The 14,960-nt window shown below is 62.8% G+C and carries 14 protein-coding genes and 1 tRNA gene; 7 read left to right on the plus strand and 8 right to left on the minus strand.

Going from position 1 to position 14,960, the window contains the following annotated elements; all coding sequences use genetic code 11:
- Positions 1 to 183: 183 nt before the first annotated feature.
- The 3 genes from NKI29_RS04070 (at position 184) to NKI29_RS04080 (ending at position 3,026) form a co-directional block, all read left to right on the plus strand.
- Positions 184 to 1,671 (plus strand): ATP-binding protein, encoded by a 1,488-nt coding sequence (locus NKI29_RS04070; protein ID WP_352795583.1) that lies wholly within the window; start codon positions 184 to 186, stop codon positions 1,669 to 1,671.
- A gap of 325 nt (positions 1,672 to 1,996) precedes the next feature.
- A tRNA-Arg gene (locus tag NKI29_RS04075) sits at positions 1,997 to 2,073 on the plus strand.
- Positions 2,074 to 2,711: 638 nt separating this feature from the next.
- Complete coding sequence (locus NKI29_RS04080; RefSeq protein WP_023677497.1) at positions 2,712 to 3,026, plus strand: antibiotic biosynthesis monooxygenase; 315 nt, start codon at positions 2,712 to 2,714, stop codon at positions 3,024 to 3,026.
- 46 nt (positions 3,027 to 3,072) lie between these two features.
- On the opposite strand, the gene NKI29_RS04085 is transcribed toward NKI29_RS04080, so the two are convergent.
- The gene (locus NKI29_RS04085; RefSeq protein WP_023677498.1) at positions 3,073 to 4,215 is read right to left on the minus strand and encodes an alpha-hydroxy acid oxidase; all 1,143 of its coding nucleotides are present in this window, start codon (positions 4,213 to 4,215) and stop codon (positions 3,073 to 3,075) included.
- Between the two features lie 69 nt (positions 4,216 to 4,284).
- Positions 4,285 to 5,307: a LacI family DNA-binding transcriptional regulator gene (locus NKI29_RS04090; protein ID WP_023677499.1), complete on the minus strand. Its 1,023-nt coding sequence runs from the start codon at positions 5,305 to 5,307 to the stop codon at positions 4,285 to 4,287.
- A gap of 539 nt (positions 5,308 to 5,846) precedes the next feature.
- Here NKI29_RS04090 and NKI29_RS04095 point away from each other — a divergent pair.
- The 4 genes from NKI29_RS04095 to NKI29_RS04110 all read left to right on the plus strand — a co-directional run bounded on the left by NKI29_RS04095 (position 5,847) and on the right by NKI29_RS04110 (position 10,171).
- Positions 5,847 to 6,809 carry a sugar-binding protein gene (locus NKI29_RS04095; protein WP_023677500.1) on the plus strand — a complete coding sequence of 321 codons (963 nt, stop codon included), beginning with the start codon at positions 5,847 to 5,849 and terminating at the stop codon, positions 6,807 to 6,809.
- A 114-nt stretch (positions 6,810 to 6,923) separates the two neighbouring features.
- On the plus strand, positions 6,924 to 8,468 hold the full coding sequence (locus NKI29_RS04100; RefSeq protein WP_352568572.1) for a sugar ABC transporter ATP-binding protein: 1,545 nt from the start codon (positions 6,924 to 6,926) through the stop codon (positions 8,466 to 8,468).
- A gap of 23 nt (positions 8,469 to 8,491) precedes the next feature.
- The gene (locus NKI29_RS04105; RefSeq protein ID WP_352724648.1) at positions 8,492 to 9,487 is read left to right on the plus strand and encodes an ABC transporter permease; all 996 of its coding nucleotides are present in this window, start codon (positions 8,492 to 8,494) and stop codon (positions 9,485 to 9,487) included.
- Positions 9,488 to 9,640: 153 nt separating this feature from the next.
- Positions 9,641 to 10,171 (plus strand): DUF2231 domain-containing protein, encoded by a 531-nt coding sequence (locus NKI29_RS04110; RefSeq protein ID WP_352795584.1) that lies wholly within the window; start codon positions 9,641 to 9,643, stop codon positions 10,169 to 10,171.
- Between the two features lie 91 nt (positions 10,172 to 10,262).
- On the opposite strand, the gene phnN is transcribed toward NKI29_RS04110, so the two are convergent.
- From phnN to iolE, 6 genes are all read right to left on the minus strand, one after another.
- Positions 10,263 to 10,892, minus strand: a complete 630-nt coding sequence (gene phnN, locus NKI29_RS04115; RefSeq protein ID WP_352455997.1) for a phosphonate metabolism protein/1,5-bisphosphokinase (PRPP-forming) PhnN — start codon at positions 10,890 to 10,892, stop codon at positions 10,263 to 10,265.
- Positions 10,889 to 12,028 carry an alpha-D-ribose 1-methylphosphonate 5-triphosphate diphosphatase gene (locus tag NKI29_RS04120; RefSeq protein ID WP_352464729.1) on the minus strand — a complete coding sequence of 380 codons (1,140 nt, stop codon included), beginning with the start codon at positions 12,026 to 12,028 and terminating at the stop codon, positions 10,889 to 10,891. The genes phnN and NKI29_RS04120 overlap by 4 nt, the downstream gene beginning before the upstream one ends.
- Positions 12,029 to 12,107: 79 nt before the next feature.
- Positions 12,108 to 12,815, minus strand: a complete 708-nt coding sequence (locus tag NKI29_RS04125; protein ID WP_352568507.1) for a DUF1045 domain-containing protein — start codon at positions 12,813 to 12,815, stop codon at positions 12,108 to 12,110.
- A gap of 148 nt (positions 12,816 to 12,963) precedes the next feature.
- A complete protein-coding gene (gene iolB, locus NKI29_RS04130; RefSeq protein ID WP_352568506.1) occupies positions 12,964 to 13,776 on the minus strand; it encodes a 5-deoxy-glucuronate isomerase in 813 nt (270 codons plus the stop codon).
- A gap of 2 nt (positions 13,777 to 13,778) precedes the next feature.
- Positions 13,779 to 13,997, minus strand: a complete 219-nt coding sequence (locus tag NKI29_RS04135) for a hypothetical protein (RefSeq protein ID WP_023677508.1) — start codon at positions 13,995 to 13,997, stop codon at positions 13,779 to 13,781.
- Between the two features lie 27 nt (positions 13,998 to 14,024).
- Positions 14,025 to 14,942 carry a myo-inosose-2 dehydratase gene (gene iolE / locus NKI29_RS04140; RefSeq protein WP_352697239.1) on the minus strand — a complete coding sequence of 306 codons (918 nt, stop codon included), beginning with the start codon at positions 14,940 to 14,942 and terminating at the stop codon, positions 14,025 to 14,027.
- Positions 14,943 to 14,960: the final 18 nt, after the last annotated feature.

The following is a 14,960-nucleotide window of genomic DNA, read 5'->3' on the forward strand; positions in this document are numbered from 1 at the left end:
CCAGCGTGTCGGGCCGGCATTGTCGGACCGGCATCGAAGTCTTGCGGCCCTTTGTCCGGCTTCGACCAAGGATGAATTTGGCAAAAAAGCCGCAATCGCCTAATCTCACCCGATCAAGCGATCGTGAAGACGAGCAGTCCCTAAGACAAGCAGCCGTGATGACAGGCAGCCGTGACGACGAGCATGAGTGAAGTCCCAGCAACCGACGAAAGCATCGCCCAGGCGAAGGCGGCCACCCGCAGGGTGCCGCTGGCGCGCGGCCTGTCGACCAAGTTGCTGCTGCTCACCATCGTCTTCGTGCTCTTGGCCGAAATCCTCATCTTCGTGCCCTGGATCGCCAGCTACAGGCTGAGTTGGCTGAAGGAGAGGCTGAGCACCGCCGCCGCGGTTTCCATCGTCCTGGTGCAGGGCGAACCTGCCTCGCTGTCGCGTGCCGCCCAGAACGACGTACTGATGGCGATCGGCGCCAAGGCGATCGCCGTGCGCGACGGCGGCGTCTCGCGGCTTCTGGTCGTGGCCGAAATGCCGCCGCAGGTCGACGAGCATATCGATATCGCCAATGTCGGCATGATCAAGGGTATGACCGGCGCGCTGGACACGCTGTTTTTCGGCGGCAAGCGGATGCTGCGCGTTTTCGGGCCGGTCGGCGACAGCGACAAAGAATTCGAGCTGATCATGCCCGACCACCGCCTGCGCAATGCCATGCTGATCTATTCGCGCAACGTCGCCTTCGTCTCGCTGCTGATCTCGCTGTTCACCGCCATGCTGGTCTACGCCGCGATAGACCTGATCATGATCGGCCCGATCAGGACGATGACACGCTCGATGCTGTCCTTTTCCGAGGCGCCCGACGATCCCGGTCGCATCATTCACCCCGCCGCCCGGGCCGACGAGATCGGCGTCGCCGAACGCGAGCTGTCGCAGATGCAGGAGCGGCTGCAGAAGATGCTGACCGAGCAGAAGCACCTGGCCGATCTCGGCCTGGCCGTGTCGAAGATCAACCACGACATGCGCAACATCCTCGCCTCGGCGCAACTGATGTCGGACCGCCTGCGCCAGGTCAAGGACCCGACCGTGCAGGCCTTCGCACCAAAACTGCTGCGCGCGCTCGACCGTGCGGTGTCCTACTCGGAGGGCGTGCTGGCCTATGGCCGCACCCAGGAGCCGCCGCCGTCGCGCCGCAGGCTGCGGCTGCGCCAGCTGGTCGAGGACGTCCAGGGCCTGCTCGACATCGAATGCGGCATCGAATTCGTCAACGCCGTCGATCGGGTGCTTGAGGTCGACGCCGATTCCGACCAGCTGTTCCGCGTGCTCACCAATCTTAGCCGCAACGCCGTGCAGGCGATGGCGGCCGACACCGAGAGCGCCGTGGTGCGCCGCTTGACCATATCGGCCGAGCGCATCGGCAGCGTCAGCCGCATCGTCGTCACCGACACCGGCCCCGGCCTGCCGCCAAAGGCGAGAGAAAACCTGTTCGCGGCATTTCGCGGCTCGGCCCGCAGCGGCGGCACCGGCCTTGGCCTGGCGATCGCCCATGAATTGATCCGCGCCCATGGCGGCACGGTGGAGCTGGTCGAAAGCATCGGCGGCCGCACCACATTCGCGGTCACCATTCCCGACCAGCCGGTCCGGCTCGACCAAGCCCGCAACGGTCTGCGCCGCCCGGCGTAACGAACCGTTTGTTTACGGACCGTTTCAATTCGCAAATGGTTGGTCCGAGACTACGAGCCATCGGCTCGGCCGCCGTGCAACGGCGTGTTTCGTTACGGGCCGTTCCGATTGGCAAATGACTGATCCAAGACGACGACCTATCGGCTCGGCCGCCGCGTGACGCGATCTTGCCTTCGCCGGCCGGCGCATGACGGCAAAACATGACGGCAAAACTTTTGGCCAGGATCGGCTTGCTTTTCGCAAATTCAGTCGCTAGGGAACAGCTCACATTCGCGGCCGGTCGCCAGGATCGGATCGCGGGGCTATGCAAAGCATGGCCTGTTGCGCGCCCGTAGCTCAGCTGGATAGAGCACCAGACTACGAATCTGGGGGTCAGGAGTTCGAATCTCTTCGGGCGCGCCATTAAACTCATGCCTACCCCGGGAACATAGGTAACAGAATCTACCACCGGTGGCCTGAAAGTCGCGAGGGCTGAGCGCCATCCATGCCAAAAAGGAGATCGTCAGCTAATGCTGCTCAGTCGGCCTGCTTAATCTCCAGGCCCGGTTCAGTCGGCGGGCCTGGCGTGCAATCCTGGCCAGTGCATTCCTGCACGGGATCTTTCGCCGGCGGGAGACAATTTTGGCCTTCACAATGAACGGGCGGCTGCGTTGTTGCGGCTTTATTGTTCTGCGGCACAGGCCGATCCTCAGCGCGAACGGCCGGCATTCCAAGTTCGATCATGGCCGTGCACAAGAGCGCAATCCGAAGCAAATTCATTTTCGCCTCCGCAACTGACAGCGAGACGCAGATTATACCTTCGAACTGCGGCCAACATCCTGTCACCCGCGAACGGCGTTAACAGCGCGTTTCATTGCCGGTCGGAAGGGCGTACCGATTGCGATCGAGCGTCGTCCTCTTCCTGGCAAAATAGCGCCAGAAACGGGGCTTTCGGCCAGAGGTGACTGAAGCCAACCTTCCGATTTTCCTGTACACCTGTTCGAAGGGTTCGAGGTGCGTTAGGGCCTCGCATATTCGAGTTCTTTCACGGGGGAACGTACATGACGGCATTCAACAGCGTCCGCTTCCGGGTCAAGCCGGGTAGTGAAGATGAATTCATCGAACTGTTCAGCAGCGCTGCGCGCAATTTCGAGGGATTGCGAAAAATGGCTCTCATCAAATCGGGAGATGGCGCCTTCTTCTCGATTGGAGAGTGGGACACTTTTCAGCACATGGTCGCTGCCAGGCCCAAAATGCTGGGCAATCTTGATCGGTTCCGGCATACGTTGCAGCAGCTTGAGGGCGGATATACGGATGCTGTTTCCGGCGAGGCTGTCTTCGAAACGGACGGCAGGAGCAGCGGCAGGTCGGTATAGTTTCGCACTTCGAAAAGCTTATGCTCTGCGCCACTTCCCGGCTCTATTACCTAAACCGCACATTCCCCCTGGAAAGCTCTGCCACCGACCTGCATCCCATCAGCCGCATGTCGCGTTCGATCTCGGTTCGCATCAGGCCGAGCGCCCGTTCGACGCCGGCCTGTCCGGCGGCTGCCAGCGGGAAGAGATAGTAGCGCCCGACGCCGACGGCCTTGGCGCCCAACGACAGGGCCTTCAGCACATGCGTGCCGCGCTGGACGCCGCTGTCGATGATCACGTCTATCTTGTTGCCCACTGCGTCGACGATCTCCGACAACTGGTCGAAGGGGCTGCGCGAGCCGTCCAGCTGCCTGCCGCCATGATTTGACAGAACGATACCGGTGCAGCCGATGTCGACGGCTTTTCTGGCATCGGCGACGCTCATGATCCCCTTCAGGCAAAACTGGCCGTTCCAGAAGCGGACCATGTCTTCGACGTCCTTCCAATCCAGCGACGGCTCGAGGATCTCGGTGAAATAGCGGCTGATGGAAAGCGCTCCGCCGCCGAGATCGATATGGCCGTCCAACTGCGGCAGGCTGAACTTTTCGTGCGTCAAATAGTCGATAGCCCATCTCGGCTTGATCGCGAACTGCATCATGCCGCCGAGCGTAAGCCGAAAGGGGATGGAAAAGCCGGTCCGCAGGTCACGCTCGCGGTTTCCGCCGGTGACGCTGTCGACCGTCAGCATCATCACGTCGACGCCGGACGTCTTGGCGCGCTCCATCATGGCGCGGTTCAGGCCGCGATCCCTGTGGAAATAGAACTGATAGACCTGCGGCGTCCTGTGCTTGCGGACTTCCTCCAGGCTGACCGTGCCGAGCGACGAGACGCCGAACATCGTGCCGAACTTCTCCGCCGCCGCGGCGACGGCGCGCTCGCCGCTATGGTGAAACAGTCGCTGGAGAGCCGTCGGCGAACAATAGACCGGCATCGCCAGCTTCTGGCCCATGACGGTGACCGACATGTCGACCTGTCCGACGCCGGCAAGGACGTTGGGGACGAGATCGCAGTCCTCGAACGCCGCCGTGTTGCGCCGCAGCGTCGTCTCGTCGTCCGCGCCGCCATCGATATAATCGAAGATCGGACCTGGCAGGCGCTGTTTTGCCAGCCGGCGGAAGTCCTGAAAATTGTAGCAGCTTTGCAATCTCATGAAATCAATCGGGTATATGCCGGGCCCGATGTCAAGCCTGTGCCATTGTCGATCGCCGGCGCTCTCGCCTCAGCCCGCCAGAGCGCCAACCGACTCCCGCTCCACCAGCGGGCATTCGAGCTTGGTGATGGGATAGCGGCCACGACCGGGAGCAGCGGGGACTTCGAGCTGCTCGATCGCCCATTGTCCCATCGCCATATGCGGCAGGATCGACGTCGTCAGCGGCGGGAACAGATGCCGCGCGATCTCCTCGTCGTCATAACCGATCACCGAAATATCCCGGGGGATGTGCAGGCCGGCCTCCTTTAGCGCCTCGTAGCAGCCGATCGCGGTGCGGTCGTTCTGGCAGAAGATCGCGGTCGGCCGGTCCTTCAGCGCCAAGAGCTTGACGGTCGCGGCATAGCCGGCGCTCGCCGACCAATCGCCTTCGACGACCAGCGCCGGGTCGAACGGAATGTCGGCCGTCGCCAGCGCCCGGCGGTAGCCCTTCAGCCGGTCCTGCGCCGCTTGCATCCAGGGCTCGCCGGTGACGGTGGCGATGCGCCGGTGGCCATGGCCGATCAAGTGGCGGGTGGAGCTCTGGCCGCCGGCGATCTCGCTCGGCACCACGGCGGGGAAGGCATAGTCGGCGGTGTAGCAGTTGAGCAGGATGACCGGAATGTCGAGGCCGTAGAGATAGTCCGGCGCGACGATCTCGCGGGTGAAAATGGTCATGTAGATCAGCGCCGAAATGCCCCGCTTGGTCAGTGCCGCGATGGCCCGGGGCTCCATCACCTCGTCGCCCATGGTTTGCGCCACCAGCAGCACATTGCCGGCGTTCCACGAGGCTTGCCGCGCCCCTTCAATGGCGACGACCGCCTCCGGGCTGGTCGCCAACTGGTCGACGGCAAAGCCGATCACGCCATCCAGCCCGTCGAATGCGGCAACTGGGGCCCGCAAGGCAGAAAACACGGGCGGCGAATAGCCCAGCGTTCGTGCGGTCTCAATCACTCGCTCTCGGGTTTGCTGCGACAGCCTGATGCCTGGCGTGTTGTTGAGGACGAACGAGACCGTCGCCTGCGAACAGCCGGCGGCCCTGGCGATGTCGGTCATGGTGACGCGGCCCTTGGGGTTTTTCCCGGACGGCTTGCGCCGCCTGGTACCCTCAAGGATGGGATCGCGCAGTGGTTCGTTCATGTCATTCGTCCCTCAAATCTCGCATTTATAACGCGAAGCGCTACTAATAGATATAAGCGCCCTCTCAGGTGATTTTAGTCGCCAATCCAAAACGGTTGTGACTGGGGAGGCCTCTCTCGTTTGTGGCGAGTATCCCGATCAACTAATACTCTTTACTAATATCTGGCATCCCTATAACGTCAATCCATCATGCCCGGACGACATCGGACCGCGCGTGTTCGGAACGCGAGCCAGCCTGGTGTCGGACGGTTCCCGTCAGCCGGAGCTCGCCTGCCGTTTCGAGGAAATGTCAGACAAATCGGACTATTTACGAACGACGAATGAGTCTCTAAAGTCGACGATCGCGGCTGGAATGGCGTCGTTCTTCGCTGCCGAAACCCTGAGGAGGAGGGCGTCCAAGCCGCGCCGGCACGTTCATCATCAGCGAAATTACTGAGTCAAATGGGAGGTTGAATATGAAATCTGCGATACGAAATGCGTCCGTCGCCGCTGCGGCCCTGCTGCTCGGCCTGTCCGTCAGCGCAATTGCGCGGGCCGACGACAAGCCGACACTGGCCTTCGTCGTCAACGGCGCTTCCGATTTCTGGAAGGCTGCCGAAGCCGGCGTCAAGAAGGCTCAAGGCGAACTGCCCAATTACAATCTCGAACTCAAATATCCGGAGCAGTCCTCGGTCGCCATCCAGCAGCGCCTGATGGACGATCTGGTGACGGCCGGTGTGAAGGCGATCATGGTCTCGGCCGTCGATCCCAAGACGTCGACCGACGGGCTGAACAAGATCGCCTCGGAAACGGCGTTGTTCACCACTGACAGCGACGCACCGCAGACCAAGCGTGTCGCCTATATCGGCTCTTCCAATGTCGATGCCGGCAAGCAGGCGGCAGAGATCGCCAAGAAGGCAATGCCCGACGGCGGCAAGTGCCTCGGCTTCGTTGGCCTGCTCGGCGCCGACAATGCCAAGGAACGCATCCAGGGCATGAAGGACGGCCTCGCCGGCACCAAGATCGAATTGGTCGACGTGCGTGGCGACGACATCGACCAGGCCCGCGCCAAGAAGAACGTCGAGGACGCGCTGGTCGCCAGCCCCGACGTCACCTGCATGGTCGGCTTCTACTCCTACAACACGCCGCGCATCTATGAAGCGCTGCGCGATGCCGGCAAGCTCGGCCAGATCACCGTCGTCGGCTTCGACGACGATCCGATCACGCTGGGCGGCGTCAAGGAAGGCACCGTCGCCGCCACCGTCGTACAGCAGCCTTTCGAATGGGCCTATCAGGGCATGAAGCTGATGGCCGCCTATCTCGAGGGCGACAAGTCGGGCGTTCCCGCCGATGGCCTGATCATCGTGCCGACCAAGATCATCGGCAAGGACGATGTCGACGCCTACGCCGCCAACCTCAAGGCGATGTCGGGAAACTGAGCGAATAAGTTGCGCCGGCTCAAGGGTTCGCCCTGAGCCGGCGATTCTATTGACGCGCCTCGCAAGGCCCGTCAGTCTGAGGCCAAAACGGCTCACCGGCTGCTGTCAGGCGTGATGAATTATTCCGATCCATCCATCGTTGCATCCACGGCCGCTCCGTTCCTGAGCCTCGACGGCGTGCGCAAGACCTATCCCGGCGTTGTCGCGCTGGACGGGTTCTCGATCGAGGTCAGGCCCGGCGAGGTCATCGGCCTGGTCGGCGAAAACGGCGCCGGCAAATCGACGCTGATGAAGATCCTCGGCGGCGTGACCCGGCCGGACACCGGCACCATCACCGTCGATGGCGTCGCCCATGACAGTCTGACCGTCGAGGCCAGCATCGGTTCGGGCATCGCCTTCGTCCACCAGGAACTCAACCTGTTCGAGAACCTCGACGTCGCCGCCAATATCTTCTTCGGCCGCGAACCGCTGCGCGCCGGCCCGTTCAGGCTGGTCGACCGCGCCAGGCTGCGAGCGCTGGCGGCGCCGCTGCTCAAACGCGTGGGCGCCAATTTCTCGGCCGATACGCCGGTGTCGGCGCTGTCGCTGGCCCAGCAGCAAATGGTCGAGATCGCCAAGGCGCTGTCGATCAAGGCGCGGCTGGTCATCCTCGACGAACCGACATCGAGCCTGCCGATCGCCGAAACCGACAAGCTGCTCGGTGTCATCAAGGCGCTGAAGGCAGACGGCATCAGCGTCATTTTCATCTCGCACCGCCTGCACGAGGTCGAGCGCGTCGCCGACCGCGTCGTCGTGCTCAGGGACGGCATGCTCGCCGGAACCTTGCCGAAGAGCGCCATCAATCACGACCAGATGGTCAAGCTGATGATCGGCCGCATGCTGAAGGAGCGCGAGAAGGCCGCGGAATCGGCGCGCCCGCCGGGCTCTGTCGCGCTGTCGGTCAAGGCCATTCGCACCGCTGCCTATCCCGACCGGCCCGTCGACCTCGATGTCAGGCATGGCGAGATCCTCGGCCTCGCCGGTCTCGTCGGCTCCGGCCGGACGGAGCTGGCGCGCGTCCTGTTCGGCATCGACAAGAGCTTTGGCGGCTCGTTCCAGCTTGACGGAAAAGATCTGGTTCTAGGTTCGGCTGCGGACGCAGTGGCCAACGGTATTTTCCTCGTCCCCGAGGATCGCAAGCTGACCGGCATCCTGCTCGACCTGTCGATTGCCCAGAACATCTCGCTGCCCAATCTGCCGGCGCATTCGCGGCGCTCGCTGGTCTCGGCCGGCGCCGAATCCGCCACCGCCGAGAAGCAGAAGACCAATCTCGGCATCAGGGCGCCCTCCGTCCAGACGCGCACCGGCACGCTGTCGGGCGGCAACCAGCAAAAGGTCGTGCTGGCCAAATGGCTGGCGATGAAGCCGAAGGTGATGATCCTCGACGAGCCGACCCGCGGCATCGACATCGGCGCCAAGGCCGAGATCTACGGGCTGATGCGGGCGTTGGCCGATGCCGGCGTCGCCGTGCTGATGATCTCCAGCGACATGGAGGAGGTGATCGGCGTTTCCGACCGTATCGCCGTCATGCATGAAGGCCAGATCTCCGGCATTCTCGACAAGGACCGGTTCAGCCAGGAAAACGTGCTGCTGCTGGCGGTCGGCAAGCAGCCGAAGTAGTTCGCAGGCATTGGGAGAAGACGATGAGCAAGAAAGATCTCGGCCTGCTGATCCTGATCCTGGTGGTCGGCGCGGTGGTGGCGATCATCAACCCACGCTTCCTGCTGCCGATCAATCTCGCCAACACCTCGAACCTGATCGGGTTGTTCGGCATCCTGTCGATTGGCCAAGCCTTCGTCATCATCACCGGTGGCATCGAATTGTCGGTCGGCTCGGTGGTTGCGCTGCTCGGCGTGCTGTTCATCGACTTCATCGCCACGCGCGGCATGGCCTGGCCGGTCGCCCTGCCGCTGATCCTGGTGCTCGGCGGCATCATCGGGCTGGCGCATGGCTGGCTGATCACCCGGCTCAAATTGCAGCCTTTCGTGGTGACTTTGTGCGGCCTGTTGATCTATCGCGGCGTGGCGCGCTTCTACACCGCCGACGGCACCGCCGGCTTTGCCTTCGGACAGAACTTCCCGGAACTCGAGTTCCTGACGGCGGGGCGGTCCTGGGGCGTGCCGAACAGCTTCATCGCACTGATCGTCATCGCCGTCGTCATGTGGGTGGTGCTGCACCGGTCGGTGTTCGGGCGCTATCTCTATGCCATCGGCAAGAACGAGGAAGCGGCAAAATATTCCGGCATCCGCACCGGCCGCATCGTCATGGCCGCCTATGTCATCTGCGGCGTGCTGACGGCGCTGTCAGCTATCTATTTCGCCATGTACACACGCTCGATCTCGCCGGCGAGCCACGGCCAGTTCTACGAGCTCTATGCCATCGCGGCCGCGGTGCTCGGCGGCTTCTCGCTGCGTGGCGGCGAAGGCTCGCTGATCGGCGTCCTGCTCGGCACCGTGCTGCTGCAGGAGCTGCAGAACCTCGTCAACCTGCTCGGCATCCCGTCCTCGCTCAACTTCGCCGTCATGGGCGGGGTGATCCTCATCGGCGTGCTGGTCGACCAGCAATGGGGCGTGTTCAGGGCGCGGCGGCGGATGCTGGGAGCCACACGCAAGGGCGTGGCGGGTGCTGCCGCTGAGTGACGCAAAAATAGCTGGATGAAATACGCCGACTGCCATGGCAGGTGGCGTGAAAGAGTCAGCCGGAGCTTCGCGACAGCAGTTCAGGTCGGTCTCTATTTGGAACGAAACCCGTATCTGAGCGTTTATTTAAGCTTTGCTGCGCGGAGGCGTTCCATGCCCACGAATCCAGTTAGTACCGCCAAAGTAGGAACTCACCCCCTCCACCCGATGCTGATACCTTTTCCTGTCGCGTTTCTTGTCGGTGCGTTTGTCACCGACCTGGTTTTCTGGGGGACTGCCGATGCCTTCTGGGCACGAGCATCGATGTGGCTGATCGGGGCAGCCATAGTAATGGCCCTTCTCGCTGCGACAGCCGGTTTTATCGACTTCCTCAACGAGCCGCGCATTCGCGCCTTGTCCGACGCCTGGTACCGCATGCTGGGCAACTTGACCGCGGTCGTTGTGGCACTGATCAATTTCTACCTTCGCTATGCGCAAGGCGCCGAAGCCGCGGTCCGCCCATGGGGTGCGCTCTTGTCGTTCATAGTGGTCTGCATACTGCTGTTCACCGGCTGGAAGGGCTGGGAGATGGTGTATCGGCACCACGTTGCAGTTCTGGATACACCAGCGGATGCGCCAGCGAAGCCTTCGACAACCACTGCCACGGATACTCGTCACGCTGGTCGGGACCGGCACGCCGCATGAGGCCATAATCCCGAAAAGTGGATACCGGTTTCCAAAAAGATATCGGTTAGACAAGTAGCGCCCATACCGAATGCATCGGATGGGCGCTACTTTAGATAAGGCCCGACATGTCGGAGAAGGCCATGGCCTTGCGCAGCACCTCGGCGAAGCGCTCGCCGGCGGCTTCACGAGGGCCGCTATTGTCGATCGAGGTGACACCCGGTCCGGACAGCGCCACATTGGCACTGCGCGCCAGCCGTGCCAGCACTTCGCCGCGCGACTCGCGACCGCGCAATGCCAGCCGCTCGGCCAGGATCTCCGGTGTAGCCGTGATCTCGACGATAGCCAGATTGGCGTAGCGCTCCCGCAGCGCCGGGATGATGGCGCGCGAGACGTTGGCGATCGCGACACGGCCGTTGGAGACTGACCAGTCGACTTCGGCCGGGATGCCGTAGCGCAGGCCATGCGCCTCCCAGGAAATGGCGAAGGCGCCATCCGCTTCGGCCTCGACGAAGGCAGCATCGGCTAGCGTATCGTGATCCTCGGTGGCCGCATCGCTCGGCCGGGTGATCACCCGGCGCACGAACTCCAGCCGGCTCTCGTCGGCAAACACGGCGCGCGCATAGCCGATCACCGTGTCCTTGCCGGCACCGCTCGGCCCGACGACGGCGACGAAGACACCGTCGCGGATCGGAAATCCCGTAGCGGACAATTCACGCTCGACCGATGCCGACACCATCATGCGACTCGGCGTCCCTGCCGCCAGACCGTGCGGACGACCGGGACATGGTCGTCGACGCGCACGCGAACCAGATCGGCGCGCCGGCCGGGCTCGATGACACCGCGATCGCTGAGGCCGACCGCCTCGGCCGGGTTCTTCGAGACCATCGCCACCGCCTGTGGCAAGGAAATGCCCTCGACCACGTCGCCGAGGAAGAAGGCTGACTGGATCAGACTGAAGGGAATGTAGTCCGACGACAGGATATCGAGCAGGCCATCGCCGGCCAGCGTGCGGGCCGAGACATTGCCCGAATGCGACGCGCCGCGCATGACGTTCGGCGCGCCCATCAATACGCCGAGCCCTGCCTCTTTTGAAGCCCGCGCCGCCTCCTCAGTGGTCGGGAACTCGGCGACGCGCACACCTTGCTCGATCGCTTCGTCGACATGGCCGACGGTTGCGTCGTCATGGCTGGCGAGCACGATGCCGCGCTCTTGGCAGGCAGCGGCGATGAAGCTGCGGTTCGGGCTCGAATTCCTCGCCGATTCCGCCATCCGCTTTTCGCAGAATTTCTGGAAATCGTGATCGGTCAGCTTCAGCTTGCGCTGGTAGTAATAGGCGTAGGTTTCCAAATTGACGAACTGGCGCTGTCCGGGCGCATGGTCCATCAGCGACGCCAGCCTGACCCGCTCGTCGCCGTCGAAATTGGCGAAGGCCGTGAGGCAGTCCGGCGCCGAAACCTCGCAACGCAGATGGAGGAAATGGTCGGCCCTGAGCCGGTCCTGCTGCACGCTGTCCTCGATCGCGTCGGCCAGCTTGCGTATGTCGGCGGCCGTCAGGTCGGCATCCTCGTCCATGCCGACACGCAAGGCGTCGAGCACGGTGGTGATGCCGGCGGTCGCCACCTGGGCGTCATGCGCGAGCACAGCTGCGATCGGGTTCCAGCGCACTTTCGGCCGCGGCGCGTAATGGCCTTCGAGATGGTCGGTGTGGAGCTCGACCAGGCCAGGGATGATGAAGTCGCCGCCCATGTCCTCGCCGCTGCGGCCAGCGCCGGGATCGATGGCGGCGATCACCCCATCGCGCAGCACGATCGACCCTTCGACGATCTGGTCGGCCAGCACAATACGGGCATTGTCAAGAACGGTCTCGGCAGTCATTTCAGGCAGTCCTTGCAGCATTTTGCAGCCAATTGAAAATGAATTGGCTTCGCACCATGCGGTTAAAGCAAATAGTCATTTAGGCAGTTCTTCTGGCCGGGCGGCGCCCGAGCGCGTGATGCGACAGCACCATGAACGGCGCACCCGGTTCAGTTTCCACAAACAGCGTCAGCGCGTCCACCGCCACCGGCCGTTGCAGCACGTCCGCAAACAGGCTGTCGATTGCTAGGCGAAGACGAGGGCTTTCCTGTGACGACACCCGGCCGGACAGCGTCATATGGAAGCGAAACGTCTCGAAGACATAGGGATAGCCCCACTGGCACAGATTGCGGAACTCGTCGGGCTTCAGCGAATCGGGGCTGCGCCGTTCGATCTCGGCTTCCGTCAACGGCGCGCGGAAGCGGTCGAAGTCGCGCACCACGTCGTCGGCGAAGCGGTTGAGCGCCGGCGGCGGTACTTCCGGCAACAGCGCGAAGAAGCCGTCGATCTGGCTGACGACGAGGCGCGGGATCGTAACCACCGGCGTCGCCTCGGCAAAATCGTCGAGTGCTGCACGAAGCGACGTTTCCGTCTCGTTGGAGGCCAGTCTGAAGGGCGCCTTCAGTGTCGCATGAAAGCCATAGCGGCGCGCCGAGGCGGTGTGGAAGGCAACTTCTGCCGCCGACAACTCGCCCGCAGCCTCGACCGGCTTTGTGGCGGCACCGAATGGGTCGCGGCCGAGCCAGTTGGCGGCGATCCGTGCCAGCGGTTCGTCTTGTCGGGGGGTGAAATAGATCGCGTAGCGCATCGAAAGTCCTCGTCAGCCCCGCTGCCATAGGTGATTTCCATGACGAATTGACGAAGCTTTGCGGCGTTTTCGGTAACAAAACCACACAGCCGGGTCGTTAGCCGACGATTTTTCGCTTGGACCAGCGGTTGGGGCGAAGGGGAAATGGTTAGGCCTTCATCAGCCATTCGTGCTCGGGCGCGTTGTGGAATTTCCACGTCCGCTTCGGTCCGGCCATGACGTTGAGATAATAGAGATCATAGCCGTGGCAGGCTGCGCAGGGGTGATAACCCTTGGGGACCAGCACGACGTCGCCGTCCTCGATCGCCATCGCCTCGTCGAGCGAACGAGCACCGTTCTCGTCGGCATCGGTGTAGACGCGCTGGAAAGCAAAGCCCTGTGGCGGGTTGAGACGGTGGTAATAGGTCTCCTCGAGATAAGATTCAGCCGGCAGATTGTCCTGGTCGTGCTTGTGCGGCGGATAGCTCGATGTGTGGCCGCCGGGTGTGATGACCTCAACCACCAGCAAGGAATCGGCCGGCTTGCCCTCCGGCAGGATGTTGGTGACATAGCGCGTGTTGGTGCCTTTGCCGCGAACCTCCTGGCCGAGATCGTCGGGCCCGATGACACGGACCGGCAGACCGCCGCCCAGTCCTGGCGCCGAGCAGACGGCAAGTTCGAGATCGGTATCGGCGCTCACCGACCACTCCGACCCCTGCGGCACATAGACCGACCAAGGTTTGCCGTCCAAGGGCGACATGCGTTCGCCGAGCAAGCCGAGATCCTTGCCGCCGGCCTTGGCCTTGCCCTTGCCGGTGACGAACACCAGGCAGACCTCACGATCCGCGGTTTGCCCGGAAGCGCTCTCGCCGGGCCTGAGCCGATGCAGATCGAAGCCGACATAGGTCCAGCCGGCGCTTTGCGGCGTCACATGGGCGATGCGGCCGTGGCCCTTATTGGCTTTGACGAGCAGTTTCGACATGGTCATTCCTTCGGTTTGGCGTCTGCCGATGGCTCGTCCTCGTCAGCCGGCTTGTAGAGGTAGAAAAACTGCCAGACGGCATAGCCGGCGAAGCCGAGCGCGATCACGCCCCAGAACGGCGTGCCGGTGGCGAATTCGATCACCGACCAGACCAGGCAGACCGCGACAACGGCGACGCGCCGCCACAGCGGCCGGAAAAACGGGTGCTCGGAGTCTTTCATCGGATCAACACCTTTCCTCGCGAACTCTCAAGCATTGGGAAAGCCCTGTGTCTCCACCGTATAGCCGGCCGCCGTCATAGCCCGCATCAATTCCTTGTAGCCGACCTGCGCCATCTTGAGCGGCGGGTTCTTCTTCGGATCCTGCTCGGCCTCGACCACGAACCAGCCTTCATAGCCATGGTCGGCGAGCCTCTGGACGATGGCGCCAAAATCCAGCGAGCCATCTCCCGGCACGGTGAAGGCGCCAAGTGCCACCGCGTCGAGGAACGATTGCTTGTTGCGATCCAGCTTTTGGATCACCTCCATGCGTACGTCCTTCACATGCACGTGGTTGATGCGCCGGTGGTGGTTGTTTATCGCGCGCAGCACATCGCCGCCGGCAAAGGCCAGGTGACCGGCGTCGAGCAGCAGCGGAATGCCTTCGCCCGAATAGCGCATGAAAGCGTCGAGCTCCGGCTCGGTCTCAACTACTGCCGCCATATGATGATGGTAGGAGAGCGGCATGCCTTGCTCTGCACACCATTCGCCGAACTGCGTGAGCCGCCGGGCGTAGGCTTTCATCTCATCGTCCGAAAGCCTCGGCTTGGTGGCGAGCGGCTTGGAGCGGTCGCCCTGGATGGAGCGGCCGACTTCACCATAGACGATGCAGGGCGCATTCACCGCCTTGAACAGGTCGATCATCGGCTGGATGCGATCCTTATTCCCCGATATATCCTCATTGACCAGCGTCCCGGAGAACCAACCGCCGCAAAGCGTCACGTCGGCCTCTTTCAGGATCGGCAGCATGATCTCCGGATCGTTGGGAAAGCGGCGGCCCATTTCCATGCCGGTGAAGCCAGCCGAGCGCGACTGGCGCAGGCACTCCTCCAGCGACACATCATCGCTGAGTTCGGCAAGATCGTCGTTCCACCATGCAATGGGGGACATGCCCAGTTTGGCTTTCAAGTCGTCACTCCAGTTTCA

The organism is Mesorhizobium sp. M0678 (assembly GCF_040320505.1).
Taxonomy (GTDB): Bacteria; Pseudomonadota; Alphaproteobacteria; order Rhizobiales; family Rhizobiaceae; genus Mesorhizobium.

What these genes read in the sequence shown, in the direction of transcription:
- NKI29_RS04090 (WP_023677499.1), bottom strand. Translation starts at nt 5,307, where the DNA reads ATGACCGACATCGCCAGGGCCGCCGGCTGTTCGCAGGCGACGGTCTCG.
- NKI29_RS04095 (WP_023677500.1), top strand. Translation starts at nt 5,847, where the DNA reads ATGAAATCTGCGATACGAAATGCGTCCGTCGCCGCTGCGGCCCTGCTG.
- NKI29_RS04080 (WP_023677497.1), top strand. Translation starts at nt 2,712, where the DNA reads ATGACGGCATTCAACAGCGTCCGCTTCCGGGTCAAGCCGGGTAGTGAA.
- NKI29_RS04105 (WP_352724648.1), top strand. Translation starts at nt 8,492, where the DNA reads ATGAGCAAGAAAGATCTCGGCCTGCTGATCCTGATCCTGGTGGTCGGC.
- NKI29_RS04110 (WP_352795584.1), top strand. Translation starts at nt 9,641, where the DNA reads ATGCCCACGAATCCAGTTAGTACCGCCAAAGTAGGAACTCACCCCCTC.
- NKI29_RS04125 (WP_352568507.1), bottom strand. Translation starts at nt 12,815, where the DNA reads ATGCGCTACGCGATCTATTTCACCCCCCGACAAGACGAACCGCTGGCA.
- NKI29_RS04120 (WP_352464729.1), bottom strand. Translation starts at nt 12,028, where the DNA reads ATGACTGCCGAGACCGTTCTTGACAATGCCCGTATTGTGCTGGCCGAC.
- NKI29_RS04070 (WP_352795583.1), top strand. Translation starts at nt 184, where the DNA reads ATGAGTGAAGTCCCAGCAACCGACGAAAGCATCGCCCAGGCGAAGGCG.
- NKI29_RS04085 (WP_023677498.1), bottom strand. Translation starts at nt 4,215, where the DNA reads ATGAGATTGCAAAGCTGCTACAATTTTCAGGACTTCCGCCGGCTGGCA.
- iolB (WP_352568506.1), bottom strand. Translation starts at nt 13,776, where the DNA reads ATGTCGAAACTGCTCGTCAAAGCCAATAAGGGCCACGGCCGCATCGCC.
- NKI29_RS04100 (WP_352568572.1), top strand. Translation starts at nt 6,924, where the DNA reads ATGAATTATTCCGATCCATCCATCGTTGCATCCACGGCCGCTCCGTTC.
- NKI29_RS04135 (WP_023677508.1), bottom strand. Translation starts at nt 13,997, where the DNA reads ATGAAAGACTCCGAGCACCCGTTTTTCCGGCCGCTGTGGCGGCGCGTC.
- phnN (WP_352455997.1), bottom strand. Translation starts at nt 10,892, where the DNA reads ATGATGGTGTCGGCATCGGTCGAGCGTGAATTGTCCGCTACGGGATTT.